Genomic DNA, 16,031 nt, shown 5'->3' on the forward strand with positions numbered 1-16,031 from the left:
CTTCGTATGAACGGATACTCCCACAGGCTATTTTACGCCGGCAGCCCTTTTTTACCGATCAGGGTCAGGGTCAGCAGCGCGATCAGCAGCAGGACAATCGTCGCACCAGGTGCAAGATTCCAAATACCCGCAACCACCAGCCCTCCCACAACCGCAATTTCAGCAATGACAACCGACAGCATGACCGAGGACTTGAAGCTCCGCGAGAGCAATAGGCTGATTGCCACGGGAATGGTCAGCAGGGCCGACACCAGCAATGAGCCGACAATTTTGATAGCTGTACTGATGACAAGCGCTGTTAGAACTGTAATCAACATATTAAGCAGCTTTACAGGCAGGCCGCTCACGCTGGCCGCATCCTCTTCAAAGCTAAGCAGGAAAAATTCTTTGAAGAACAGGGTCACCACAACCACAACCGCAACGGTCACAATACCCACTACTACGAGATCGGTGTTATCGAGTGTATAAATGCTGCCGAACAAGTAGCTCATCACATCCGCATTATACCCTTTGCCCAAGGTGAAAAAAAGCGAAGCCAACGCTACACCGCCTGACATAATGATGGCGATCGATAGCTCGGCGTAGCTTTTGTATGCTTTGCGCAGCTTCTCGATGGCGAATGCCGCCATTACCGCAAAGATCAGCCCCGCCCCCAGCGGGTAGAAACCTGTCAAGAACCCGAGCGCTACCCCTGCGATCGTCACATGTGCCAGTGTATCACCGATCATGGACAAGCGGCGCAGCACCAGAAACACACCAATGAGCGGGGCGGTAATGCCAATCATGAGCCCGCCTGCAAGCGCCCGCTGAAAAAAATCACTGAATAGAATGTCCAAGATAAGTATCTCCTCTGAGTATCAAATACTTAGCGAATCTTTATTTCAAAAAGCGAGTTCAAACCCCTTTTCGATCCCTCCCAAACCCTCCCTTCCAAGGGAGGGCCCCAAGGGCTCTGCCCTCTGGACACCCGGCTAAGTGCAACTGGCGTAAGTGAACACATAGATGGTGCTTAGGACGTGAGAGGAAGGATCGCTTTTCGTCCCTGAACGGGACACGCTATACCCATACGGGATCTAGGTCCGAGTAAAGACTAAAGATTAGAGCTTAAAGATAGAGCTTAAAGATTAGAGCTTAAAGATTAGAGCTTAAAGATTAGAGCTTAAAGATTTGAATTAAAGATTAAGAACGTAAATCCAAAAGACTAGAGCAAAGACCAGGTCGTCCTATGTTGTACTATGGACGACCTGGGCAAAGCAGCAGTCTAGGAAAGTGTATGCTGCAGGTTATCTACTGCGCAATCCTGTGCGTCATGAGAGTGACGGCAGTAGAAATTGATTTTGCCGTTTTTTTGCACAGGATCCTTACCCAGATAATTCTTGATCATGTCTATGTCATGCGACACCATCAGGAATGTCATGTGGTGATGCGCATGCATATGCATAATCAATTCGAAGAATCCGGCCTGAGTTTCGGCGTCAATGCCGACCGTAGGTTCGTCCAGAATCAGCAGATCGGGATGATTGATCAGCGCCCGGGCCAAAAAGACGCGCTGCTGCTGGCCGCCGGACAACTGACCGACTCTTTTCTCCGCGATGTCCTGGATCCGCATCACTTCCAGCGCATCGTCGCATTTCTGCTGCTGCGCCTTGGATATTCTGCGGATCAGGTTTTTGTTATTATATAGTCCGGACAACACAACCTCCCGCACCGTCGCAGGGAACAGAGGATTGAATGCATTCTTCTGCGGCACATAGCCGATCCGTTCCCAATCCTTGAATTTTCTGACCGGCTGTCCGAACAACTTAATTTCACCGCTTGTTGCAGGGAGTAGGCCGACAATCATTTTCAGAAGCGTGGTTTTACCGGCGCCGTTCGAACCAATAATGCCCAGGAAATCCCGTTCCTTCACGGTATAATTGAGGTCTGTAATTACCTTCTGCTCTCCATAGGAAAAGGATAAATCCTGTATTTCGATCATATGCTGATGGCAGTCCAGGGATACCGATTGCATGTGAGTACCGCCTTTCACTTATACTTTCCTTTTTATTGTAAGGCCAGAATGAGATTTTGCAAATTTTTCTCCATCAATGTAAAGTAGTTGTCCCCATTCTTCTCTTGCGCCTCTGTCAGTCCCTCAACCGGATTGAGCACCATCGTGGATACCCCGGCTTCCCCTGCGAGGGTTTTCGCCAGTTTGTCAGACACCAGCTCCTCGAAAAAAATGTAGCGGATGCCCTTCTTCTTCACCAAATCAGCAAGCTTAAGCAAGTCCTGACTTCGCGGCTCTGCATCAGCCGACAGCCCCATTATGGCATGCTGTGTCAAACCGTAGTCACGGGCCAGATAAGCAAAGGCCTGATGGGAAACCACAATCTCATGATTGGGCAGCTTCGTCAGCTCCAAGGTGAATTTACGATCCAGCGTCTCTAAACGTTCGGCAAGCTTGTTATAACGTTCTTCATAACCATCCTTATGTGAGGGGTCCACGGACTGAAGACTTTCTTTTATATTCTTAGCCATAATCAGCGCTGACTTCGGACTTACCCAAGTATGAGGGTCAGTATGCAGAGTATCCGTACTTACTTCTCCCCCTGCTTCACCTTCTCCTCCATGATCATGCCCGTCTTCCTCATCGGACATAATATAATCAACACCCTTGCTGACCTGGGTTGCTTGGACCTTGCTGTCACTATCCAGACTCTTGAGGAAATTTGGCACCCAGCCTTCCAGCCCGGCACCATTATACAGGAAGAGCTGAGCTTTGGAGGTATTGATAATATCCTGGCTGCGCGGTGTCCAATCATGCGGCTCTACGCCCACTGGCAGCAGGTTGATGGCATTAATATCATCCCCGCCAATCTCACTGGCAAATTCATATATGGGATAAAAAGTAGTAATCACATTCACTTTACCTTTGACGATACTTCCGCTGCTCTTCGGACCACAAGCTGCAAGCAGCAAAAATACCAGCAAAGTCAGCGTAAGCAGCACGCCCCTGTGCAGGCTCTTGAATAACATTTGATTGATCGACTCCTCAAATCGTAAATTTTACTATTTGAATTATAATAGTAATCGTTACGATAAGTCAATAAGTTCACTACGATCATATCCACAAAAAAGGAACACCTGCCGGTACCCGCGGCAGGTGTTCCTTACCTCAAACTATGAATTCAGGCTGGATCAGTTCAGCCTATTTCACAATTGCGCCGTTCGGCATACTGTCCGGTACTGTAGCAATGGTCAGCTGATCGCCCTTGGAGGCTGCCAGGATCATGCCTTGAGACAGCTCACCCCGCAGCTTCACCGGCTTCAGGTTAACGATACAGATTACCTTGCGTCCCACCAGTTCCTCCGGTGTATAGAACTTGGCAATGCCGGAGACGACCTGTCGCTGCTCATACCCTAGATCCAGTTGCAGCTTCAGAAGTTTGTCCGCCTTCTTAACCGGCTCAGCGGCAATAACCTGGGCCACACGCAGTTCAGCTTTGGCGAAATCATCAATACCGATTTCTTCCTTGTGCTCCTCTTCCGGCTCATCCGCTACAGCTGAAACAGCTCCCGCATCAGCAACAGGGGCAGCTTCTGCTTCTGCCGGTTTGCCTGAGCCCATCGCCTCGGCGATGTAGGCCACTTCCTGTGCCACATCCAGACGCGGGAAGATGGGATCACCCTTGGCCAGCTTGGTTCCGGCTGGAATGAGGCCAAAGGATTTGCCGCTGTCCCAGGTGGTCAGCTCACCCTTCTCAATGCCTAGCTGCTGCCAGATCTTGGCCGGTGCTTCTGTCAGGAACGGCTGCAGCAGGATCGAAGCTGTGCGCAGTCCTTCCACTAGATGTCTCATCACGGAAGCCAGCTCGCCGTTTCTGCTCTCATCCTTCGCGAGCACCCAGGGCTGGGTCTCGTCGATGTATTTATTCGTCCGGCTGATGAACGCCCCAATGGCTGTAAGCGCCACGGAAAACTCCATTTTTTCCATAGCTTCTTCCACTTTGGCATAAGTGCTCCGGGCTGCAGTCTCAAGCTCACTGTCAAACGCCGTCACATTGCCTGCATAGGCTGGAAGCACACCAGCGAAATACTTCTCCACCATTGCTCCCGTGCGGTTCAGCAGGTTGCCAAGGTCATTCGCCAGGTCATAATTGACGCGGTCGACGAAGCTCTCTGGAGTAAACGTGCCATCCGATCCGAACGGAACCTCACGCAGCAGGTAGTAGCGCAGTGCGTCCAGACCGTAGCGGTCGATCAGCGTCACAGGGTCCACCACATTGCCCTTGGATTTGGACATTTTACCATCCTTCATCAGCAGCCAGCCATGCGCAAATACCTTTTTCGGCAGCGGCTCGCCGAGCGCCATCAGAATGATTGGCCAATAGATCGTATGGAAACGCACAATTTCCTTACTCATGATATGAACATCCGCCGGCCAGAATTGATCATACAAACTGCGGTCCTCGGAGCCATATCCCAGAGCTGTTATATAATTCGTAAGCGCATCTATCCATACATAGACCACATGCTTTTCGTCGCCTTTGACCTTAACGCCCCAATCAAAAGTGGTACGTGATACGGCAAGATCCTCCAGACCAGGCTTGATAAAATTGTTGATCATCTCATTCTTGCGCGATTCTGGCTGAATAAAATCCGGGTTTTCCTCGTAATACTGCAACAACCGGTCCACATATTTACTCATCCGGAAGAAATAACTTTCTTCCTTGACCAATTCGACGGGATGTCCGCTGTCCGGACTTTTGCCTCCAGTGATATTTCCTTCCGCATCACGCTCGATATCCACCAGTTGAGTCTCAGTGTAAAAAGTCTCGTCCGAGATGCAGTACCAGCCCTCGTATTCCCCTTTGTAAATATCACCCTGCTTCAGCAGCCGGTCAAAAATATCCGCCACCACTTTTTTATGGCGCTCTTCAGTTGTACGGATGAAATCATCATTCGAGATGTCTAGCTTGCGCCACAGGTCTTTGATGCCAGCAACGATCCCGTCAACGAACTCCTGAGGTGTCTTGCCGGCCTTTGCAGCCTTCTCTTCAATCTTCTGTCCATGCTCATCCGTACCGGTCAGGTAACGTACCGCATAGCCGCGCAGCCGCTTGTAGCGCGCCATTGCATCTCCGGCCACTGTCGAATATGCATGACCGATATGCAGCTTGTCACTCGGATAATAGATCGGGGTTGTCAGATAAAATGTTTTCTTGTCGCTCATTTCTTGTCATCCTTTCGTCTTGGCAAGTGGAAACGGCTTTGCCGTCCTATTCAGGACGGGATCCGCTTCAGTGAGAAATATAAGAATTTATATCGTAAAACATATAAATCCTTATATTTCAAACACAAAAAACTCCCGCCCCAATATGGGGCGAGAGGATTACTCACGCGATACCACCCAAAATTCCCCGGCTCCTTGCAGAGCACAGGCTTCGCCAGTTCCCGAAGTGGGAACTGTCCATTAACGCTGGAACACGCCGTGACCTAACGCAGCCTTCTAACACGGCCTGCCGCTCGCCCACAGTTCCTCCCGGACCATCTTCAACCTTCTCACCATACCGGCTTTCATCACATTCCCGGCTCTCTGTCATGGTTGTCCCGATTTACTTATCCGTTCCTTGGAATTCATCGTATTATCCAAAATATACCCATGCCGGGCCACTATGTCAAGTTGCCTTTGCCGATTCTCCCCCCGGTGGGGCGTTCTTCCCGTGGAGGCACAGGATCAAGTCCTCCCGGATGGAAGGGATGACATCTGGCAATCCGCTTAGCTGCCAGCCACGAGCCCTTCACCGGACCATGGACTTCAATAGCTTCCAATGCATAGGCTGAGCAGGTAGGATAGAAGCGGCAGGTTGCCGGTTTGATCGGTGAGATGAACTTGCGGTACACACGGATTGGTGCCTGGATCGTCTTGCGTCCTATATCCATGTCAGCGGCCTTCTTTGCCATGAGCCGCAAGGGCAATCTCTTCTTCACGGTTCTGTTCACAATCCTTGCAGTATCCGAACACCTCAAATTTATGCTTGACCACCCGGAATTGGTCAGGTGTATCCGTTAGATTCATCGGGCAGAAATTGATCGGGTAAGTCTTCATGCATTGAAGGCAAATCATATGGTGATGGTGATGATCCTGATTGCAGCTGCCCTTGAACTTGACACCCTCCTCAAACACCACCTGCTCCAGTACCCCAAGCTCCTCCATGATCCGCAGATTGCGGTACACCGTATCGAAGCTGAGCCCGCTGTATTTACGGCCCATATGCTCATATACATCCTTCGCGGATAAATATCCCGTATTCTCGCCGAATAGCTTGGCAAGCGTTTTACGCTGATCGGTGATTCGCAGTCCCTGCCCCGACATGGCTTCCAGTATTTGATCTGTCGACAGCATTTGCTCATCTCCCATAACATGTTCTTTGTTTTGCACTCTCTTAATAATGCCCCAAAACAAAAGCCCCGTCAATAAAGCCTCGCGGCTCCTGCAGCAAAAGGCCTGTCAGCCGTTCCCATAAGGGAATGCTGACAGGCCTTTTGACGAAACTGCCCGATTTATTTTTTGGCCAGAATGGGTGTAAAGACCAGGTTTACCGGAAGATTGCTGCCGGAAGCCACCGAGAATACGATATCCACCGGACCTGTATATTCGCCGGATCGATAGAGCACAGCGTTCATGTCGGAGCTGGATAAGTTCCCTTTGTTCGGCAGATTAATAATCGATCCGTTGACCATTATAGACCCCAGATAATTGCCTCCGCGCGGATTGAATGTAATCAGTGTATTCTTGGCGACACTCTCGAGTCTGATTTTGTATAGAACCCCGAAGTTGCCTGAGTTCGAAGCGGCTGTTCCGCTCATCGGATCAACACCGACCAGATTCAGGTCTTTGCTGTTATCACCAAGCACAAGCTTCGACTGTGTGGCTCCAACCTCATCAAAGACACTGATTATACGTGTAGACTCATCGTAGGTTCCCCGGTTGTGTACACCATCACGGTCCAGAAGGGGCAGAGTTGGCAACAATGCTACCGGATCTTTAGTCTGCTCAACCATTACAACGTTATACTGCACTGCCAAATCACTGGACAGGTCAGCACTTAGTGAGAGCACTTCACCAGGTTTCATGGCGACTTTACTGATATCCGTCATGATAGGCATACTTTGCCCCGGTTGAAGAGTAATCGTTCCATAACTTGAGTTGTTAAGCATGGATTGGTAATACTTTTGGATCGAAATTTTACCTGTGTATTCCGGTGATGTGGCCGGACCCGCAATTCCCAAATATTGGGTAGTAATTGTAGTTGGGTACAAGTTGTTGTTCGTTGCGATTACATACAGCTTCTGTCTAGTGGACATATTGTTCATGTGGTGAACCAGGAAACGGGTTAATCCAACCGATGTTTCGCGGTACAGCACACCCTCCGAATTGACCGTTTCCGGGCTGTTGCTGCGAATCAGCTTATATCCCTCGGAAGACAAATTGTACTGCAGGTTTGGCAATCCTGGAATCGAACCGCCGTCCATCGAGATAATATCACCAGGAACTGTGAACAATTTGGCTACTTCATCCTGGGTATACAACTGCTCACTTGTAATATTAATGGTTTTCTCGAACGTACTGCTCAGTCCGTGTTTGTCAGTTACTTTGAGCTGGATCGAAACAGGTCCCGGATTAAAAAAGGCCAGTGCGCGGTTCGTCCACTCAACCGTCAGTTCTTCACCTTCAGGATCATAACTCAGGTCGGTAAGGGTCACCGGCTCACCCATTTTGTATTCCTCTTTATCGGAAGTGAAATTGGCAACAGGCGGCTGGTTCGGCTGGAGGACTTGAAAGGTCACTGAATAAGGATCACTTGTCTGTCCGGAAGCGTCCGTTACCGAATAGGTTACCGTATAAAATCCCGGCTGATCATAAATATCCATTTTGTTGCCGCCCCACTGTTCAGTTACAATTGCAGTGCCATTGGGCGATGAATTCTTGGTTACATAATTCACAGTCGTTTGTCCGGCATAAATTACAGTCGGCTGTACAGTAAAAGAAGCCGTAGGCTTCATGTTCAGTGATAGAATGACACGTTTCCCCACGTTATCAACACTATAAGGGATGGATAGAGCACCTGTAATCGAGGTCAAAGGAATCATGAATGTTCCCTTGAACTGGTAGGCAGGACCTTTCATAGGCACCTTGTTGCCATTTACCGTATAGATCTTGCTGTCTGTTTTAAAACGCATGATGCTGTCGCCTTTGGTTACAATAACTTCCTTTGTTTTTGTATCATAGGTATATTTTACGCCAACCATTTCCACCATGGCACGAATCGATACATAGGATACGCCATACTTAACTGCCATTGGCTGATTAGCCAAATACGGGGTGCCATTCTTATACATTTTATTACTGTTCATCATAAGTATGAGTTGGTTCGCTCCAGCAGTCGGGATAATTTGTCCCCCTGTAGTCCCACTTGGTGTGATCGTGCCAGGTGTAGCTGTAGGTATTGCTGATTGTGCGGGTACCGGTGTGGCTGAAGGCACTACCGTTGCAGCAGGAATGGCTGATGCAGAAGGCATCGCTGATGGTGTCGCTGTTGGTGTTGGTGTTGCTGTCCCCGGTGAAACCAGCGGAGGCAGCGGGTCAGTAGCAGCAGGCTCTGGCGCCATCACAGGAGTAGGGGTAGCCTCGGCTGCTTGAACTACTGTTCCAGTTGTAGTGGTGGTGCTTACAGGGACGGCAAACGCCGGCACTGCCGCTGCAACCTGAGATATAGCCAGGACTGCAACTAACGAAATTTTTTTCAAATTCATGGTATGACTCCTTCTGCTCCTATTAGTAGTATATAAGGAAAGTAAATCTCTCTCTGCAATCCTTATAATCCCTGCAAAAACGCAATCGTCCGTAAGGGACGAGACTGTGATTTTTGCCACGTTCATTTACAAAACATAGTATTAGACGCAGGAGTCCTTAAAAAGTTTCATTAAATGTAAAGAAAAGATTAAAAATTATTACCATTTATTATCACCAGAACCCCATTGTCATTCTAACAGGCTTCACTTTGCACTACAAAAAAGAGACGCTAACCTTGTGGACAAGGTCGTCGCCTCTTCAGGTGTATCAATCCTATGCTTACCGAGTCTCCGGCATTCGATGCTGGTCCCGGTATTCCTTGGGGGTCATTCCTGTCTGTTTCTGGAACACTTTTGTAAAATAACGGCGCTCCTGATAACCTACACCTGCGCTGATCGCAGTAATGCTCTTGTCACTGCTTGCCAGCATGAACTTAGCTGCTTCCATACGCTGTTGCGTTACATACTCCACAAAGGTCATGGCAAAGCGGTTCTTGAATAAAAGACAAAAATAGCTGCTGCTGATGCCAATTTTATTCGCCACTTCCTCAATACCCAGATCATAATTCAGCCGCTCCGAAATATATTGGGCAGCTAGATTCATCAGCTGTTCCGGTGTTTTTTTGGCAGAATCCTCTGCCGGAGGTTGCTCCTGAAACAGCGGAATACTGTTGTACAGCTTATCCTTGTATTGTTTGCTGCGGATTCGCGTGCCCATTTCCCGCACCTTGTTGCCCAGCTCTTCATAATGAATCGGCTTGCAGATATACTCCTTCACCCCAAGCCGGATGGCTTCCCGCGCATAATCAAATTCCTGATAACCGCTTAGCAGCAGAACCTCGCTGTCCAGTCCCATCTCGCGCAGCTTGCCGATGAACGTTAATCCATCCATGACGGGCATACGGATGTCGCAGAGTACAAGGTCTGGGGCTTGTTCCTCAGCAATGCGGAGCGCCTCCATTCCACTGCGGGCCATGCCGGTGATCTCCATCCCCATTTCCTGCCATGGCAGCACACGACGCAGATTGCCAAGTATAGGGGCTTCATCGTCAACCAATAATACCTTTAGCATAATGATCTTCTCCCTGCCCGTATTTTGGGATGACGCATTGGATGATGGTACCTTCTCCCGGACTTGCGCAGATAAATATCCCATATCTGTCTCCATATTCAATACGGATACGGTCAGCTACACTGCGTACACCAAGCCCGCGCCGCTCCAGATGAATGCCATGCTCCGGCTTGTTCCCGGTGATGGATTCGGCAGCCTCTCCTGATTCACTCACCATATACTGGAACAAGGAGAGCTGGGCTGAACTCATCCCAATTCCGTTATCCTTAATCTGCAGAATCAGATTCCCCCGCTCTTCCCAGCCTTTTACACTAACCATCCCCTTGTATTCGATCCCTTCGAACCCGTGCTGGATGCTGTTTTCGACAAGCGGCTGCAGGGTAAGCTTGAGGACGCCACAGCCTAACAGCTCCTGGGGAATATCAATTTCATAATCGAAGATATCCTCAAAGCGGAATTTCTGAATATCCAAATAATTGCGCAGGTGCGTGACTTCCTCATCCAGTGTAATTTCATCCCTGTCCTGAATGCTGATGCGAAGGATACTGGCCAGCCTGTAGACCATCTCACTGACCTTCCGGCCTTCATTCTGAACAGCGAGCACATTAATGGATTCCAGCGTATTGAACAGAAAATGTGGCTTGATCTGTGCCTGAAGTACCCGCATTTCAGCCTGATTTTTCCGATGCTGCTCCACATGCACCCTATTGAATAAACTATTAATTTTATCCATCAGATCATTGAAGCCACGCGCAAGCAGTGTCATTTCATCGCTGCCCTTCTCCTCCACACGTGTAGTGAGATCTCCATCCTCTACCCGCCGCATAAACCGGACTATAACAGCAATACCGCCCGTAATCCGGTTCATGAAAAACAGATTAAAAATGACTGCACCCAGCAGGCACAAGAAGATTACAACCACAAACCATCGGGCGAACACTGTTACTTCTCGGGACAGAGAATCCCAGGAGGTAATGGAGACAAGACTCCAGGGATAATCCTTAAGATGATAGACCGAGAGTATGCTTTTCTCCCCATCGAACTCTGTTCTGAAGCTTTGAAAGCCTTTTTGAAAAGCGAAGTTCTTCGCTGTAAAGGAATGGAAATCCTGGCCATCCAGCTTGCGGTCCGGATCAAACAGAATCATGCCATCATCGTTCACAAGCATAAAGGAAACTTTCTGGTCACTATCCCCGATTTTGAGATTGCGGAAGATCGATTCGAACTCCCAATTCTTGATCTGCACCACCAGAATACCGATATTCTGAAAAAAGCTTAGTTCCTTCACCAGCCGGATCTGCGTAAATACAGGCTCCGTTCCGGTCAGTTCCGGATATTCGTGAGGTGCAATCCATTTGGGCACTCCGTTCAGCTTCATGACCTCCTGATACAGCTCACTTCCCTTGAACTTGTCATAGGGGAGTGTACGGAAATTCTCCTTGTTGAAGATCGAGACAATCTCCGAGCTGCCTTTCCCGTTAAAATTGTAGAGAAAAGCATAGCTGATCGATGGATGATTGTACAAAAGACTGCGGAAGTTGCGCTGGCTGGCATTCAGACTAAGCTGCTCGGCATCGGTCAAATCCTGTGTGGACGGGTCCTCTGCACTAAGTGCCATATGAAATACCGAGGTGGCAATTCCGTTATCAGTGACGTTGTCCATGTCCTTGAAGACACTGGATATGCTGTAGCTGATGGCTTTGAGCGAATACTCGGATTGCTGGCTGTACTTCTTCTCAATTGAATTATAAGTCACAAAAAACATAATCATGCCAAGAATAAACAGAGGAATGATAATCAGGCCCAAAAACGCCGTAAACAACTTGTAGCGCAAATTCATCGGCTAGTGCCCCTGACTGTGAATAGATTATCCTTTTACGCTGCCCGCTGTAACCCCTTCAATAATCTTCTCCTGCAAAATGGCGTAAATAATTACGACCGGCAGCACACTGTAGACAATGCCTGCGGACATCTGCGCATAGTTCATCTGATACTGATCACGGAATTGGACCATCCCCACCGGAAGTGTGCGCAGCTCGTCATTCGAAAGAAAATAGTTGGCCAGCAAAAACTCATTCCAATTTCCCAGGAAATTAACAATGAATACTGTAACCATGGCGGGAACCGTCAAAGGTACAATAATTCTAGCAAAGATACCCGGGGCCTTCAAGCCGTCCATAACAGCAGCTTCCTCAATTTCACTGGGCAAAGAGCGCATAAACGCCGCCAAAATAATAATCGTGAATGGAATCGCATTGGCGATATAAGGAATAATCAGTGCCCAGTGGGTGTTCAGAATATGGAGCTTGCGTACAATCGTATAAATCGGCAGCATCAGCGCATTATTTGGAATCAGCATCCCTATCAGCACCAGCGAGAACAGGATTTGGTTCCACTTGCCCTGACGCATCCGCGTAACCGCAAAGGCGAACATGGAAGCCAGCAGAATAGATACTACAGATGACAATATAGAAATGTATAAGCTGTTAAAAAAATACGTGCTGATCTTGGCATTCACCCAAGCCTCGACGTAATTGTTAAACACAAACTCCTTTGGAATTCCAAAAGGATTCAGCGCTATGGCATTATTATCCTTCTTCACCGAAGAGAATAATACAAACAGAAACGGAAACAAAACAACTACAAGATAACCCAGCAATGCGATATGAGGTATGCTCTTTTTCAAGGTTCGCGCCATTAGTATTCAATCCTTTCATTACGCCGGGCGAACAGCAGCTGATAAAGTGCTGTAACCACAAGCGTGAACATAAAGATCAGAACGGCTATGGCGTTCCCGTACCCATATTTGAAGTTAGTGATGGCATATTTGATCATGTAGGTAGCCATTACCTCGGTTGAACCTGCCGGTCCGCCTTTCGTCATAACGATGACGATATCCGCTGCCTTCATGGCCCCCGCAATGGATAGCATGATAACAACGGAAATGATCGGAACGATTAACGGCAATGTTATGCGTGTAGCCCGCTGGAAGCCCGTTGCACCGTCTATCGCCGCGGCCTCATCCAGTTCTCCCGGAATGGATAGAATCGCTGCCAGCACCATTACAATGTAGAATCCGGTCCACTGCCAAGCATTGGTGATCAGTATGGACAGCATAGCGAACCGTTCATCCGACAGCCAGTATAATGGTTCAATTCCGATAACCCCCAGCAATTTGTTGAACAGCCCGATATTGGGCTCATAGATGAACCCCCACAGGATACCAATAACCGCCGTAGACATAATGGAAGGCATAAAGACTGCCGTCTTGTAGAGTCCCTTCAGCTTTTTGACATTGGCAATTAGCAGGGAGAACAGAATAATGAGGGGAACCTGAATGAATACAGAAAACAAAATAAACCAGCCGTTGTTTTTGACAGATACCCAGAAGCGCTCATCACCCAGGGCTTTTTCAAAATTACTCATTCCTGTGTACTTTACGGTGTCTGAAACGCCGTTCCAGCTGGTAAGGCTGTAGTAAAGGGAGCTGAATATCGGATAAATGAAGAACACTAAAAACAAAATTAACGCAGGTAAAATAAACAAGGTGAACACCAGCGGATTTTTGAGTGATTTATTCATGATTTTCCTCCGATTGCATGAGAATCAAGGAGCTCTGTGCCTTATACTTTTATAAAAATGCACCCTGGAGCAAGCACCAGGGCACATCCTGTTCACCGAACCTTATTCGACTGCTGCATTGGCTTCCTCTTGAATTTTTTGCAGAGCCTCGCCCATTTTCTCAGGTGTTGTCTGACCGCCGATCAGCTTTTGAATTTGAATATTGCTGATTTCCGTAGTGACATCTGCCTGTACTAGAGAGTCGAAGGCCGGGAATGAGGACTCGGAGTTATTCAGAACAGCTACAATTTCACTCATTAGATCATCCGTGATATTTTTAGTTAACACTGCCTGATCAATCTTCATGGCCGGCAGTACACCGTCTTCAACCAATCCACGCAGCTGCATTTCCTCATTGTACATATTTTTGATGAAAGACTTCACTGCTGCCAGCTGCCGTTCGTCCTTAGCCGCAGAAGCAGAAAAGCCATAACCGTTATTCACATCACGCATCAATGCTGTCTGATCGCCAACTCCACCTTCCACAGCTGGAATATTGAAGAAGCCAACCTTACCAATCAAGCCTTCACCGGATTGCCCTGCCTTGAATACGGAGGATTTCCATGTACCATCGTACATCAGAATCGCTTCACCACTGGTGAACTGGGTAGTGTATTCAGCATATTCGAAACCAAGCTCGCCTTTTTTGAAATAGCCTTTATCTTCCCATTCCTTATACTTGGCAAAACCCTTAACTACATTGGGATCACTCCATTTGGCTTCACCGGTGGCGAACTTAGCCGTAACATCCGGTCCTGCATACCGCGACCAGAGATGGTTCGCAAGCATTAGGGGAACCCAACCCGCTTTGGAAGCACCCGCCAGCGGCACTTTGCCGTCGGCTTTGATGGCAGCCAGCTGCTGTTCTAATTCAGCGAAAGTTGTAGGAGCCTTCCAGCCCTTACTCGCATAGTATTCTTTATTATAGAAGAAACCTTCACCGGAGCCGCCGATCGGCAGCCCGTATATCTTACCTTCGTACGTAAATGGATCGAGATTCGAGAATTTATCTTTGATGCCCAGTTCTTCTAGAATCGGTGTGAGATCGAGCAATTTACCTTCTTTGGCATATATTTTAGAGTCAGGACTGCCGAAGAGATCAAAAATCTCAGGCGGATTCCCCGCCGCCATTTCACCCCGCAGCTTCTCCTTGCGGTTCACATCAGAATCCACACCATCCAGCTTAAAAGTGAGACCCGGCACTTCTGCCTGTACTTTTCCTACAACATCCTCCAAGATAGCCAAGCGTTTCTGTTTGTCTGCACCTACTTGCGTATGACGAATGGTCATTTCAAAAGGTTCGCTGCTGGCCGGTTTCTCGGTAGCAGGTGACTCCGTAGCATTCGCAGCATTCGTTGCTGCCGCCTCACCTTGGTTACCAGCGGAATTGTTGTTGTTACCGCAGCCCGCCATGATCGCAGAGCTTACAAACAGCAGAGACAATAGCAATGTTACACTTTTCTTCATTATGGGTGACCCTCCCTATGTTGATTTCCCTTACATTTCTTATTATAGAAAACAAGGTTTGGAACCGTAAGGTTAAGATTCATCCACTCCAGGGATAAAATTCTCTTATGTAAGCGAAACCATTTTAATTATCTATCAAACAACGTTATGTAAACTGACTTCTCAAGTGAACATTCCCAAGTCCATTCTACACAAAAAAGCCACCCAACAGTAATTACACTATTGGATCGGCTTTGGTGTGGCGAATGATTATACTAATGCGGTTTGCTTGCGGCCTTCTTCAATTAACCGGTAGGCACGCTGAACTTCTTCTTCCGTTGGTGAAGGCACTCCCTCAAGCTCATAAGGTCTTCCAAGTACTTCCCATTTATAGATACCCATTTGATGATAGGGGAGAATTTCGAATTTTTCGACACCATTCAATGTTCCAATGAAGCGTCCCAAATTGATTAAGTCTTCTTCACGGTCATGAATACCCGGCACATACACATGGCGGATCCACATCTTACGGTCATGGTCAGACAGCCAACGAGCCAGCTTCAGGGTACGTTCATTGGACTTACCGGTAAGTTTGATATGTGCTTCATCATCAATGTGCTTCAGATCAAGCAAGACAAGATCCGTTTGTTCAAGCAGATCATTAATCTTATCACCTTCATTGTAACCGTTAGTATCAAGTGTAGTATGCAAATTCCAGCGCTTCTTCACTTCGGTGAACAGCTGTTTCACAAAATGCGCCTGTAAAGTCGGTTCGCCACCCGAGACGGTCAAACCGCCGCCGGAGGAGCGGTAATAATTCAGGTAAGGCTCAATTTCAGCCAGTACCTCATCAATACTCATTTCTCTGCCTTCATTTAAACCCCATGTGTCGGGATTATGGCAGTATTGGCATTTCAAGAGGCAGCCCTGCATGAACAAGACAAAACGAATACCTGGCCCGTCAACGGTTCCAAAGGTTTCTAAGGAGTGTATATGTCCATTAGCCATATGATGTCATCCTTTCGAAAATTTAAAATTTTAATCAATCTTAAAC

Annotated in this window: 13 protein-coding genes; all 13 read right to left on the bottom strand. The window is 48.0% G+C overall.

What is annotated here, in order from left to right:
• Nucleotides 1–32: 32 nt before the first annotated feature.
• Entirely contained in the window at nucleotides 33–836 is an 804-nt protein-coding gene (locus A3844_RS17270) for a metal ABC transporter permease (protein WP_074101077.1), read from the bottom strand.
• 425 nt (nucleotides 837–1,261) lie between these two features.
• A complete protein-coding gene (locus A3844_RS17275; RefSeq protein ID WP_074101076.1) occupies nucleotides 1,262–2,011 on the bottom strand; it encodes a metal ABC transporter ATP-binding protein in 750 nt (249 codons plus the stop codon).
• Between the two features lie 32 nt (nucleotides 2,012–2,043).
• Entirely contained in the window at nucleotides 2,044–3,018 is a 975-nt protein-coding gene (locus tag A3844_RS17280) for a metal ABC transporter solute-binding protein, Zn/Mn family (RefSeq protein WP_074101075.1), read from the bottom strand.
• A 172-nt stretch (nucleotides 3,019–3,190) separates the two neighbouring features.
• Nucleotides 3,191–5,215 carry a methionine--tRNA ligase gene (gene metG, locus A3844_RS17285; RefSeq protein WP_074108048.1) on the bottom strand — a complete coding sequence of 675 codons (2,025 nt, stop codon included), beginning with the start codon at nucleotides 5,213–5,215 and terminating at the stop codon, nucleotides 3,191–3,193.
• A gap of 440 nt (nucleotides 5,216–5,655) precedes the next feature.
• Entirely contained in the window at nucleotides 5,656–5,925 is a 270-nt protein-coding gene (yidD, locus tag A3844_RS17290; RefSeq protein ID WP_074108049.1) for a membrane protein insertion efficiency factor YidD, read from the bottom strand.
• Between the two features lies 1 nt (nucleotide 5,926).
• The gene (locus A3844_RS17295) at nucleotides 5,927–6,388 is read right to left on the bottom strand and encodes a Fur family transcriptional regulator (protein ID WP_074101108.1); all 462 of its coding nucleotides are present in this window, start codon (nucleotides 6,386–6,388) and stop codon (nucleotides 5,927–5,929) included.
• A gap of 158 nt (nucleotides 6,389–6,546) precedes the next feature.
• Nucleotides 6,547–8,799 (bottom strand): stalk domain-containing protein, encoded by a 2,253-nt coding sequence (locus tag A3844_RS17300; RefSeq protein WP_074108050.1) that lies wholly within the window; start codon nucleotides 8,797–8,799, stop codon nucleotides 6,547–6,549.
• A 319-nt stretch (nucleotides 8,800–9,118) separates the two neighbouring features.
• Complete coding sequence (locus tag A3844_RS17305; protein ID WP_074085313.1) at nucleotides 9,119–9,910, bottom strand: response regulator transcription factor; 792 nt, start codon at nucleotides 9,908–9,910, stop codon at nucleotides 9,119–9,121.
• Nucleotides 9,888–11,750 carry a cache domain-containing sensor histidine kinase gene (locus A3844_RS17310; protein ID WP_074101070.1) on the bottom strand — a complete coding sequence of 621 codons (1,863 nt, stop codon included), beginning with the start codon at nucleotides 11,748–11,750 and terminating at the stop codon, nucleotides 9,888–9,890. Before A3844_RS17310 ends, A3844_RS17305 begins: the two co-directional genes overlap by 23 nt.
• Before the next feature lie 27 nt (nucleotides 11,751–11,777).
• On the bottom strand, nucleotides 11,778–12,608 hold the full coding sequence (locus tag A3844_RS17315; RefSeq protein ID WP_074085315.1) for a carbohydrate ABC transporter permease: 831 nt from the start codon (nucleotides 12,606–12,608) through the stop codon (nucleotides 11,778–11,780).
• Nucleotides 12,608–13,492, bottom strand: coding sequence for a carbohydrate ABC transporter permease (locus A3844_RS17320; RefSeq protein ID WP_074108051.1), 885 nt, complete (start codon nucleotides 13,490–13,492; stop codon nucleotides 12,608–12,610). The genes A3844_RS17315 and A3844_RS17320 overlap by 1 nt, the downstream gene beginning before the upstream one ends.
• A 102-nt stretch (nucleotides 13,493–13,594) precedes the next feature.
• Nucleotides 13,595–14,998, bottom strand: coding sequence for an extracellular solute-binding protein (locus tag A3844_RS17325; protein ID WP_178382316.1), 1,404 nt, complete (start codon nucleotides 14,996–14,998; stop codon nucleotides 13,595–13,597).
• A gap of 249 nt (nucleotides 14,999–15,247) precedes the next feature.
• Nucleotides 15,248–15,985, bottom strand: a complete 738-nt coding sequence (gene pflA, locus A3844_RS17330; protein WP_074085318.1) for a pyruvate formate-lyase-activating protein — start codon at nucleotides 15,983–15,985, stop codon at nucleotides 15,248–15,250.
• Between the last annotated feature and the right edge of the window lie 46 nt (nucleotides 15,986–16,031).

Origin of the sequence: Paenibacillus helianthi (assembly GCF_001909055.1) — a bacterium.
In the GTDB taxonomy this organism is placed as follows: domain Bacteria; phylum Bacillota; class Bacilli; order Paenibacillales; family Paenibacillaceae; genus Paenibacillus_AQ; species Paenibacillus_AQ helianthi.